This window comes from Streptomyces niveiscabiei (assembly GCF_001419795.1).
Lineage (GTDB): Bacteria > Actinomycetota > Actinomycetes > Streptomycetales > Streptomycetaceae > Streptomyces > Streptomyces niveiscabiei.
This window is the reverse complement of the sequence record NZ_LIRL01000715.1, coordinates 1-11,248: the sequence shown is the minus strand read 5'-3', so window position 1 is coordinate 11,248 and position 11,248 is coordinate 1. Positions and strand designations below refer to the sequence as shown.

Annotated in this window: 9 protein-coding genes; 2 read left to right on the top strand and 7 right to left on the bottom strand. The window is 72.7% G+C overall.

What is annotated here, in order from left to right; genetic code table 11:
• The first annotated feature begins 321 nt into the window (after positions 1–321).
• Complete coding sequence (locus AOK24_RS31420; protein WP_055723426.1) at positions 322–1,548, top strand: trypsin-like serine peptidase; 1,227 nt, start codon at positions 322–324, stop codon at positions 1,546–1,548.
• A gap of 62 nt (positions 1,549–1,610) precedes the next feature.
• Here the strand turns inward: AOK24_RS31420 and hflX are convergent, their stop codons facing one another.
• The 6 genes from hflX to miaA form a co-directional block, all read right to left on the bottom strand.
• On the bottom strand, positions 1,611–3,104 hold the full coding sequence (hflX, locus tag AOK24_RS31415) for a GTPase HflX (protein WP_055723425.1): 1,494 nt from the start codon (positions 3,102–3,104) through the stop codon (positions 1,611–1,613).
• A 265-nt stretch (positions 3,105–3,369) separates the two neighbouring features.
• Positions 3,370–4,938: a M1 family metallopeptidase gene (locus AOK24_RS31410; protein ID WP_107104091.1), complete on the bottom strand. Its 1,569-nt coding sequence runs from the start codon at positions 4,936–4,938 to the stop codon at positions 3,370–3,372.
• Positions 4,939–5,177: 239 nt separating this feature from the next.
• Positions 5,178–7,343 carry a RelA/SpoT family protein gene (locus AOK24_RS31405; RefSeq protein WP_055723424.1) on the bottom strand — a complete coding sequence of 722 codons (2,166 nt, stop codon included), beginning with the start codon at positions 7,341–7,343 and terminating at the stop codon, positions 5,178–5,180.
• Positions 7,344–7,631: 288 nt separating this feature from the next.
• On the bottom strand, positions 7,632–8,510 hold the full coding sequence (dapF, locus tag AOK24_RS31400) for a diaminopimelate epimerase (RefSeq protein WP_055723423.1): 879 nt from the start codon (positions 8,508–8,510) through the stop codon (positions 7,632–7,634).
• A 69-nt stretch (positions 8,511–8,579) separates the two neighbouring features.
• Positions 8,580–9,098, bottom strand: coding sequence for a hypothetical protein (locus AOK24_RS31395; RefSeq protein ID WP_063799546.1), 519 nt, complete (start codon positions 9,096–9,098; stop codon positions 8,580–8,582).
• 249 nt (positions 9,099–9,347) lie between these two features.
• Positions 9,348–10,286 (bottom strand): tRNA (adenosine(37)-N6)-dimethylallyltransferase MiaA, encoded by a 939-nt coding sequence (miaA, locus tag AOK24_RS31390; protein WP_055723421.1) that lies wholly within the window; start codon positions 10,284–10,286, stop codon positions 9,348–9,350.
• Between the two features lie 146 nt (positions 10,287–10,432).
• On the opposite strand from miaA, the gene AOK24_RS31385 reads away from it, so the two are divergent.
• Positions 10,433–10,690 carry an antitoxin gene (locus tag AOK24_RS31385; protein ID WP_010358944.1) on the top strand — a complete coding sequence of 86 codons (258 nt, stop codon included), beginning with the start codon at positions 10,433–10,435 and terminating at the stop codon, positions 10,688–10,690.
• A gap of 66 nt (positions 10,691–10,756) precedes the next feature.
• On the opposite strand, the gene AOK24_RS31380 is transcribed toward AOK24_RS31385, so the two are convergent.
• On the bottom strand, positions 10,757–11,248 hold a 492-nt coding region (locus AOK24_RS31380; RefSeq protein WP_478078776.1), incomplete at its 5' end, for a class III extradiol ring-cleavage dioxygenase family protein.

The window sequence follows — 11,248 nt, the reverse complement described above, 5'->3', positions numbered from 1 at the left end:
CCGCTACCAACCCCGCTCCGCCCGACGGGTTACGGCCTCACCGAAGATCGTCCGCGCGGCGGGAGGGGCACCGGCGACGGGAGCGACGCCGTCCGGCGCGCGCAGCCCTTGGGGCGCCCGGTCCGAACCGTTTCTCCGCCCAACTCCCCAGTTCAGGCAGCCCGTAGCGAAACCGTTGCCGTTCCCACGGAAGTCCCCCACAGCGAGCGCATATCGTGTGTTGCCGTTCCACGTGACCGTGGGATCGGCCCGAACTCGCCCTGCGGGTGGCCGATTTCACGGCATCGCACCAAGTTCACGGAAAGCAGGGGGAGTTCAGACATGCCATCGATACGGCCGCCGTTCACCACTCGTCGGGGGGACGGCGCGCGCCCGCGTCGTAGGGCGGTGCTGTCAGCGGCGGCCCTCGCCTCGGTGCTCGCGCTCACCGCCACCGCGTGCGACGGGGACGACCAGGCGGCCGGTTCGCCGTCGGCGGCGGCCTCAGCGGCCGAGTCCGACGGCGGGAAGGTCCAGATCCCGGGCGATCTGCTGGACCGGCTCAAGAAGCACGGCATCGACCTCGACAAGTGGAAGAACGGCGCCTGGAAGAACTGGGACAAGGACGACTGGCTGCGCGAGGCGCAGGACTTCGTCAACCCGATCATCGAGGGCCTGTGGGACCCGGACCGGATGCGCGACGCCCAGGACCCGGACCGCGGCGTCGACGACAGCGACCTCGCGGGCGACCAGGGCGTGACGGACCCGGAGCCGGCGCCGGTGGACGCGAAGGCGGTGGCCGCGAAGTACCACGCGAACGTGCCGGAGGCGGGCAAGCTGCTCTTCGACTCCCCCGAGGGCTCGATGGTCTGCTCGGCGACGGTCGTCGAGGACCCGGCGAACCCCGGCAAGTCCAACCTGGTGTGGACGGCGGGCCACTGCGTGCACGCCGGCAAGAACGGCGGCTGGTACCGCAACATCGCGTTCGTCCCGTCGTACAACGACAGCGCGATGCCGGCGTCGGCGCTCCGGTCGGCGACGCGCGAGCAGGTCGCGCCGTACGGCGTGTGGTGGGGCGACTGGGCGCAGACCTCGCAGCAGTGGATCGCGCAGGGCGGCCCGACGGGCGGTGACGGCGCGCCGTACGACTTCGCGGTCATCCACGTCACCCCGGAGAAGGGGAGCTCCGGCAAGTCGCTGGAGGAGACGGTCGGCGGGGCGCTGCCGGTGGACTTCGCGGCGCCCGCGGTGGCGGACGTGTCGGGCATCACGGCGACGGGCTACCCGGCGGCCGAGCCGTTCGACGGGCAGAAGCTGTACCAGTGCGCGGACAGGCCGGGCCGGCTCTCGCTGTCCTCGGCCGACCCGACGATGTACCGGATCGGCTGCACGATGACGGGCGGCTCCTCCGGCGGCGGCTGGGTCGAGAAGGGCTCCGACGGCAAGCTCGCGCTGGTGTCCAACACGTCCATCGGCCCGGCCACCTCGGGCTGGCTCGCGGGCCCGCGCCTCGGCGAGGTCGCCAAGGGCGTGTACGAGTCGGTGAGCAAGAAGTCCGCCGGCCAGTGACGCGCCGAAGCGCCGCTCCCTCGCGCTGAGGGGGCGGCGCTTCGTCGTCAGGCGTACGCGCGTCAGACCGCCTGGGCGGGTACGTACGGCGCGAGGTCCGCGGCGAGTTCCTCATGGACCCGCGCCTTCAGCAGCGTGCCCTCGGCGAGGTGCTCCTCGGAGAGGACCTCGCCCTCCGTGTGCGCGCGGGCGACGAGCTTGCCGTGCGTGTACGGCACGAGCGCCTCGATCTCGACGGACGGCCTCGGCAGCTCCTCGTCGATCAGCGCGAGCAGTTCGGCGATGCCCTCGCCGGTGCGCGCGGAGACCGCGATGGAGCGCTTCTCGATCCGCAGCAGCCGCTGGAGCGTGAGCGGGTCGGCGGCGTCCGCCTTGTTGATAACGACGATCTCGGGGACGGCGGTCGCGCCGACGTCCCGGATCACCTCACGGACGGCGGCGAGCTGCTCCTCCGGCGCCGGGTGCGAGCCATCGACCACATGGATGATCAGGTCGGACTCGCCGACCTCCTCCATCGTGGAGCGGAACGCCTCGACGAGGTGGTGGGGCAGGTGCCGGACGAAGCCGACCGTGTCCGCCAGGGTGTAGAGCCGGCCGCTCGGGGTCTCCGCGCGGCGGACGGTCGGGTCCAGGGTCGCGAACAGGGCGTTCTCGACCAGGACGCCCGCGCCGGTGAGGCGGTTGAGCAGGGAGGACTTGCCGGCGTTGGTGTAGCCCGCGATGGCGACGGACGGCACCTTGTGGCGCTTGCGCTCCTGGCGCTTGATCTCGCGGCCGGTCTTCATCTCCGCGATCTCCCGGCGCATCTTCGCCATCTTCTCGCGGATCCGGCGCCGGTCCGTCTCGATCTTGGTCTCACCGGGACCACGGGTGGCGAGGCCGCCGCCCTTGCCGCCGCCCATCTGGCGGGACAGGGACTGACCCCAGCCGCGCAGCCTCGGCAGCATGTACTGCATCTGCGCGAGCGCGACCTGCGCCTTGCCCTCCCGGGACTTGGCGTGCTGAGCGAAGATGTCGAGGATCAGGGCCGTACGGTCGATGACCTTGACCTTGACGACGTCTTCGAGGGCGATGAGCTGGCCGGGGCTCAGCTCGCCGTCGCAGATCACCGTGTCGGCGCCGCTCTCCAGGACGATGTCGCGCAGTTCCTGGGCCTTGCCGGAGCCGATGAAGGTGGCCGCGTCGGGCTTGTCGCGGCGCTGGACGACGCCGTCGAGGACGAGCGCGCCGGCCGTCTCCGCTAGGGCCGCGAGCTCGGCGAGGGAGTTGTCAGCGTCCCGCGCGGTGCCGGTGGTCCAGACGCCGACGAGGACGACCCGCTCCAGCCGCAGCTGGCGGTACTCGACCTCGGTGACGTCCTCCAGCTCGGTGGAGAGGCCCACCACGCGGCGCAGGGCCGCGCGCTCGGAGCGGTCGAACTGGTCGCCGTCCCGCTCCTCGTCGATCGTGTGGCTCCAGGCGACGTCCTCTTCCATCAGGGCATCGGCCCGAAGACCGTCGGGGTAGTCCTGCGCGAGGCGCTTGGTGTCCTGGGAAGCGGAAGAAGAGGAGGTCATTTGATCCTTACGTCGTCGAAGATGCCGCTAGGGCGCCTGTCACCCTGCTCAACGCACGAGCCCGGCGGAAGATTCCCGCCCGTCGACCCCGTACCACGCCGGCCCGAAAATGGTCGCACGCCCCGCCCCGCCCCGTCACGGGCTTATCCGGGGAGACGACACCGAGGCGCTCCTGGCCTGGGCCGCGAGGCATGCGCACGCGCGCGCCGGCAGGCGTCCGGGCCGTCCGGGCTGGACAGCGTCCGGCACGCGCGCGTAGGCCCTCTCAGTGCCGCCCGTGCCGTACCACCGGCGTCTCCCCCGCCTTCGTGTTCGTCGGCGCCTGGGACGTCCAGTCCGGGTGGCCCGGCATCGGGGGTGTCTTCGTGCCGTAGAGCCAGGCGTCGAAGAACGCGGCGAGGTCGTGGCCCGAGACGCGTTCCGCGAGGCGGGTGAAGTCGGCGGTGCTCGCGACGCCGTCGTGGTTCTCGGTCACCCACGCGCGCTCCAGGCGCTCGAAGGCGGGGCGGCCGATGGTCTCGCGCAGCGCGAACAGGACGAGGGCGGCGCCGTCGTAGACGACGGGGCGGAAGATGCTGATCTTCTGGCCGGGCTCGGGGCCCTTGGGGAGGGCGGGCGGGCCGCCGGCCGCGCGCCAGCGGTCGGACGCGCCGTACGCGGCCTTCATGCGGGCCTCCAGCGTGCGTCCCGCCTTCTCCTGCGCGTAGAGGGCCTCGTACCAGGTGGCGTGCCCCTCGTTGAGCCACAGGTCGGACCAGGTGCGTGGGGAGACGCTGTCGCCGAACCACTGGTGGGCCAGCTCGTGGACCATGATCGACTCGACGTACCAGGCGGGGTAGCCGGGTTCGGTGAACAGGTCCTTCTCGAACAGCGACAGGGTCTGCGTCTCCAGCTCGAACCCGGTGCTGGCGCTCGCCATGAGCAGGCCGTACGTCTCGAACGGGTACGGCCCGACCTTGGACTCCATCCAGGAGATCTGGTCCGGCGTCTTGGCCAGCCACGGCTCCAGGGCGTCACGGTCCGCGGTGGGGACGACGTCCCGTACGGGCAGGCCGTGCGGGCCCTCGCGGCGCAGGACGGTCGAGCGGCCGATGGAGACCTGGGTCAGCTCGGTCGCCATGGGGTGCTGGGTGCGGTACGTCCATGTCGTCGTCCCGCGCGCGCGGTCGACGCCGGCGGGCAGACCGTTGGCCACGGCCGTGTACCCGTCGGGGGCGGTCACCCTGATGGTGAACATCGCCTTGTCCGAGGGGTGGTCGTTGCAGGGGAACACCAGGTGGCCGGCGTCGGCCTGGTTCGCCATGGCGAGGCCGTCCGAGGTGCGGACCCAGCCGCCCTCGCCGTCCTTCGGTGGCATCGGGTCGCTGGTGTGGCGGACGGTGATCCGCATCCAGCTGCCCTCCGGGACGGCGCGGCGCGGGGTGACGACGAGGTCCTCGCCCGCGCGCGCGTAGTGCGCCGGTTCGCCGTCGACCTGGACCGACTCGACGTCCCCGTGCGCGAAGTCCAGGTTGATCCGTTCCAGCCGCTCGGTCGTCCACGCGTCGATCGTCGTCACCGCGCGCAGCGGCTTGTCGTTGCTCCCCGGGTAGGTGAAGTCCAGGTCGTACGCGGCGACGTCGTACCCGGGGTTGCCGAGGTTCGGGAACAGGCGGTCCCCGACGCCGAGTTGCTCGGAGGGCGCGCTCGCGGCGACGAGGCACAGGGAGAGCGCGGAGGCGACGAGGGCCGCCCGCGCGAGACGTCGGGGGCGCGGACGGGCGTTCCCGGGGCGGGGTCCGGCGATCGCGGGACCGGTGGCCTCGGGGGCTTCGGTTCGAGGGCTGCGCAGCATGCCCCACGGCTACCAGCGCACCCGCCCCCAGCGCCGCCGACTCGCGCCCGGCCCACCCGAACGGGTTGCCCGGGTGGGGCCGAGTTGCCGGGGAACCGGCGTGCCGCGCGCGGAGGTCGGTCATGCCGGTTCTGCTCATCGGCGTCCCGCGCGCGGTCCGGCGGCCTACACGCGCGTGCCGGCTCTCTCCGCGCTCGCGCGTAGGCCCCCGCGTACGGACGCCTTCGCGCGCGTGCCCCTCAGTGCGCCCCCGCATGGTGCTGTGCCCGGCTCACGTCGTACACCCCAGGAACGTTTCTCATCGCGCGCATGAGGGTGGGCAGGTGGGCGGCGTCGGGGAGTTCGAGGGTGTAGGTGTGGCGGACACGCTGCTGGGACGGTGGTTCGACGGTGGCCGAGACGATCTCGGCGCCCTCCAGGGCGATCGCCTCGGTGAGGTCGGCCAGGAGGTGGGGGCGGCCGAACGATTCGGCTACGAGGGTGACGCGGCACTCGGTGGAGTCGCCCCAGTGGACGTCGGCCTCGGGCCGCCCGGCACCGCGCATGCGCGCGACGGCGGCGCACTCGACGCGGTGGACGGTGACCACGCCACCGCGTACGGCGAACCCGGTGACCTCGTCGGCGGGCACGGGCGTACAGCACCCGGCGAGCCGCACGCTCGCGCCGGGCCGCCCGGCGACGGAGATCGTGTTGCCCGCGCGCGGGGCGGACGACGGGTGCGGCAGCGGTCCGTCGGAGCCGCGCCGTCCGCCCTGCCCCCGGAAAGCGGGCTCGGTCTCTTCGTCGGCCGTGTCCTGCCGGGCGGCGCCGCGCGGCTCCGTGGGGTGTGTGGACAGCCACCGCTGGATGGCGATGCGCGCCGCGGGGGTGTGGGCGTGCTCCAGCCACTCCCTGGAGGGCTCGGAGGCGGGGTCCTGCCCCATGAGGAGCTGGACGGTGTCTCCGTCCCGCAGAGCGGTGCTGAGGGTCGCCAGGCGGCCGTTCACGCGGGCGCCGATGCAGGCGTGGGCGTCCTCGCCGTACTGGGCGTAGGCGGCGTCGACGCACGTGGCCCCGTCGGGCAGGCCGAGTGTGCCGCCGTCGGGGCGGAAGACGGTGATCTCGCGGTCCTGGGCGAGGTCCTCGCGCAGGGTCGACCAGAACGTGTCCGGGTCGGGCGCGGCCTCCTGCCAGTCGAGGAGCCGCGAGAGCCAGCCGGGGCGGGTCGGGTCGACGCGCTCGTCGCTGGCGGCCTGCTCCTCCGCCGGGCTCGCGTAGGGGTTGCCGAGGGCGACGACGCCGGCCTCGGCGACCTTGTGCATCCGGTGGGTGCGGATGAGCACCTCGGCGACCTGGCCGTCCTCGCGCGCGACGGCCGTGTGCAGCGACTGGTAGAGGTTGAACTTCGGTACGGCGATGAAGTCCTTGAACTCCGAGACGACGGGTGTCATGCAGGTGTGCAGTTCGCCCAGGACGGCGTAGCAGTCGGCGTCCTCGTTGACGAGCACCAGGAGCCGTCCGAAGTCCGCGCCGCGCATCCGGCCGCGCTTGCGGGAGAAGCGGTGGACGGAGACGAAGTGGCGGGGCCTTATGTGGATCTCGGCCTGGATGCCGGCCTCGCGCAGGACGCCGCGCATGCTCTCGGCCATCTCGGCGAGCGGGTCGTCCGCGCGGGAGGCGTTGTCGACGATCAGCTCGCGCGTGCGGTCGTACTCCTCGGGGTGGAGGATCGCGAAGACCAGGTCCTCCAGTTCGCTCTTGAGGGCCTGCACGCCGAGGCGTTCGGCGAGCGGGATCAGGACGTCCCGGGTGACCTTCGCGATGCGCGCCTGTTTCTCGGGGCGCATCACCCCGAGGGTGCGCATGTTGTGCAGCCGGTCGGCGAGTTTGATCGACATCACGCGGACGTCGCTGCCGGTGGCGACCAGCATCTTGCGGAAGGTCTCGGGCTCGGCGGCGGCCCCGTAGTCGACCTTCTCCAGTTTCGTGACGCCGTCGACGAGATAACGAACCTCCTCGCCGAACTGTTCCCGCACCTGGTCGAGCGTCACATCGGTGTCCTCGACGGTGTCGTGGAGCAGAGACGCCGTCAGGGTCGTGGTCTCCGCGCCGAGTTCGGCGAGGATCAGCGTCACCGCGAGGGGGTGGGTGATGTACGGCTCGCCGCTCTTGCGCATCTGGCCGCGGTGCGAGGACTCGGCCAGCACGTACGCGCGGCGCAGCGGTTCGAGGTCGGCCTCGGGGTGGTGGGCGCGGTGGGCCTCGACGACGTGGCCGATCGCGTCGGGCAGCCGGCCTCTGCCGGCCGGGCCCAGGAAGGCGGCACGACCCAGCCTGCGCAGGTCGATTCGGGGGCGGCTGCGCCGTCGCGGGACGGCGGGCACCACCGGGCCTGGGGTCGCGGGATTCGTCGCCTCCGCACTCATGGGCACCTCCGGCTGCGTGGACCGGCGGACGAGTGCCCCAGGGCGGACACGGCTCGGGGACTGGTTTCGGTCTCCCGTCCGGGCCGGTGCTTGATGCTACCGAGCCCACCATGTGCGGCTGACCGCCTCTCGCCGAGCGTGAAACGGATCACCCATTCGAGCGACACTTCGGTAGTTGACTGTTTCGAGCCACCGTGGCCGAAGCGGGTCGCGCATTCCCGCCCTCCGGACGCGCGACAGGGGCATACCCGTACGGTGACGGGCCGCCCCTGCCTGCGATGTGAAGCCCTATGCGAGCTGCCGTGAGGCACTTTCCAGCCACCCGGAATCGATCGTCCCTTCGGCAAGAATCACGGCGGGACCGGTCATCTCGATCTCTCCGTCGGGCCGTTCGGTGATGACGAGGCGTCCGCCGGGCACGTCCACGGTGTACGTCGCGGGGGTGCCGGTGACGGCCGGGTCGGCGCCGTCCCTGCGCGCGGTCGCGACGGCGACGGCGCACGCGCCCGTGCCGCACGAGCGGGTCTCGCCGGAGCCGCGCTCGTGCACCCTGAGGGCGACGTGCCGAGGGCCCCGGTCGACGACGAACTCGACGTTGACGCCCTGCGGGTAGGCGGAGGCGGGGCTGACGGGCGGGGCGGTGAACAGGTCGCCCGCGTGCGCGAGGTCGTCGACGAAGGCGACGGCGTGGGGGTTGCCCATGTTGACGTTGCGCGCGGGCCAGCTGCGCCCGCCGACGTTCACCTCGACGTCGCCCTCGGGGAGGCGGGCGCGGCCCATGCCGACCGTGACGTCACCCTCCTTGTCGAGGTGGACCCTCTTGACGCCCCCGCGCGTGGCGATCGCGAGGTCGCCCTCCTCGACATGCCCGGCGTACTGGAGGTAGCGCGCGAACACGCGCACGCCGTTGCCGCACATCTCGGCCACCGAGCCGTCGCCGTTGCGGTAGTCCATGAACCACTCCGCCTCGGCGGCCATCGCGCGCGCCTCGGGGTGCGCCGCGGACCGGACGACGTGCAGCAGCCCGTCGCCGCCGATGCCCGCGCGGCGGTCGCACAGGGCGGCCACGGCGGCGGGCGGGAGGTCCAGGGCGTTCTCCGGGTCCGGGACGATCACGAAGTCGTTCTCGGTCCCGTGCCCCTTGAGGAAGGCGATCCGCGTGCTCATGCCCCGATCGTACGGCGTGGGTACGACAGTCCCGCTCACACCGTGTGACGGTGCTCCCGCGCGCGGGGCTCAGCGCAGCCGGGCGACGCGCCAGACGGCGAGGGCGACGGCCGCGGCGACCATCACGACGTACGCGAGGACGACGCGCCAGTCGGGGCGGCGGCCGGAGCCCCGCAGGGGCAGGCCCGGCCACGTGTAACCGACGCGGCGGGCGGCCATCATGCCCCAGCCTGCGGCGCAGGAGCAGATCAGCAGGCCGAGCATGGCGACGACGGCGCCGCTGTCGCCGAAGTCGAAGGCGAGCGGGAAGGCGAACATCAGGGAGCCGACGGTGGCCAGGGCGACGATCGGGGCGAGCTGCCAGATCCGCAGCCGGCGCTGGGGCCGCAGTTCGACCTCGACCTCGGGGCCGCTCGCGAACATCTCCTCGGGCTCGGGTCCGTCGTCCGTGACGCCGTCGGGCGTCTCGTCCGCCTCGTCGGGGCCGTCGGAGGTGAGGCCGCCGTCCGCGGGCTCCTGGAAGCCGTCGTCCGGCTGTGCTGCGCGGGGGCCGGAGGAGTCGTTCTCGGGCCCTCCGGGGCGGGGGATGCCGTCGATCAGGCGCGGGGGGCCGTCGGTCTCGGCGGGGAACCCGTCCGCGCGCGCGAGGCCGTCGTCCGGCTTCCGTTCGTCCCGCTGAGGAGTGCGGTTCTCGGTGCCTTGTGCGGTGTCACGAGGGCCGGCCTCCATCGCCACGCGCCCTCCCAACTCGGACTCCACTTGGTCGATCGAAGCTCGATGATGGCACGACGCGACAGGCCCGGATGACGGCCTGGGCGTCCCGATGCCATGACGTGATCAGGCTGTGACCGGTCGTTCGACCAACGCCGATGCGAGGCGCGGAAGTTCCTCCCGGTCCGCCGCGGCCCCACTCAACCAGTGCACCCGGGGATCGCGCCTGAACCACGAATCCTGACGGCGCGCGAAGCGCTTGGTGGCGCGGACGGTCTCGGCCCGCGCCTCGTCCTCGGTGCACTCCCCGGCGAGCGCCGCGAGGAGCTGCTGGTAGCCGAGCGCGCGCGAGGCCGTGAGCCCGTCGCGCAACCCCTGCGCCTCCAGTGCGCGCACCTCGTCGACGAGTCCCGCCTCCCACATGCGGTCGACCCGCAGGGCGATGCGCTCGTCGAGTTCGGGGCGCGCGACGTCGACGCCGATCTGGACGGTGTCGTACACCGAGTCGTGACCGGGGAGGTTCGCGGTGAAGGGCTTGCCGGTGATCTCGATCACTTCGAGCGCGCGCACGATGCGGCGTCCGTTGCCCGGCAGGATCGCGCGCGCGGCGTCGGGGTCGGCGGCGGCCAGGCGCGCGTGCAGGGCGCCGGAGCCGCGCAGGGCCAGCTCCTCCTCCAGGCGGGCGCGGACCTCGGGGTCGGTGCCGGGGAACTCCAGGTTGTCGACCGCGCCGCGGACGTACAGGCCGGAGCCGCCGACCAGGATCGGCCAGCGCCCCTCGGCGAGCAGGGCGTCGATGCGCGCGCGGGCGAGGCGCTGGTACTCGGCGACGGAGGCGGTCTCGGTGACGTCCCAGATGTCCAGGAGGTGATGGGGAACTCCGCCGCGCTCCTCGATCGTTAGCTTGGCGGTACCGATGTCCATCCCCCGGTAGAGCTGCATGGAGTCGGAGTTGATGACCTCACCGCCCAGCCGACGGGCCAGGAAGACCCCGAGATCGGATTTTCCGGCCGCGGTCGGTCCGACGACGGCGATGACTCGGGGGGCGAGGGGTGCGCTGCTCACGGCACCAGTCTCGCAAACCTCGCGGGCCGCGCTCGCACCGGTGAGGTGACGCGATCCGGGGGGCGCGAGTACCGTATGAAGTGGATATGGGCGTTTTGCGAAGTTCTGTCGGTTACAGGTGACGTACCGCGAGGGAAGGTGACCCGATGGGTCTCATGGACAATTTGAAGGCCAAGCTCGGACCGGCCAAGGACAAGGTCTCCGACCTCGCCCAGCAGCACGGCGGCAAGATCCAGGACGGCATCGACAAGGCCGCCAAGGCGGTCGACGAGCGCACCAAGGGCAAGTACAGCGACAAGATCCACACAGGCACGGACAAGGCGAAGGGCGCGGTCGACAAGCTCGCGCACAAGGACGACGGCACGACCGGCACCCCGCCGAGCTCGCCCCCTCCGGCGTCCTGACCCACCTCCGGGACAGCCATCGGCGGACGGCCGCGAAAGGGCCGTCCGCCGGCGCCGCTCCCGGGGCTACGACCAGGTCGCGACCACGTACCCCACGCCGTAGGGCGCGTCCTCGTACAGCAGCTCGCCGCTCAGGCCGGCGCCCTTGCCCGCCCCGGCCAGCACCTGCCAGGGCGCCCGTCCCGACGCCATGAGCTGGCGGGCCAGTTCCACGTCCATCGCCTCCAGCGCGGCGACGTCCGCCTTGCCGAGCGCCCGCCCCACCTCCGCGTCGAAGGGCGCCGCCCGCTCGTCGAGGTAACCCGGCGCCTTCAGCGTGCGGCACGCGCTGGCGTCGCCCATCGCCAGCAGCGCGACCCGCTCGGCCCGCCCGGCGGCCTCCTGGCCCACCTGGACGCACCGCTCGGCCCCGAACGGCTCCCCGACGCCGAGTCCCTCGATCGGGGCATCCCCCCAGCCGGCCCGCCCGAGCAGCCAGGCCCCCACGGCGAGCGACGGCGGCAGCAGCCGCCGTCGCTCGCCGTGGGGGCCTGGCTGCTCGGGCGGGCCGGCTGGGGG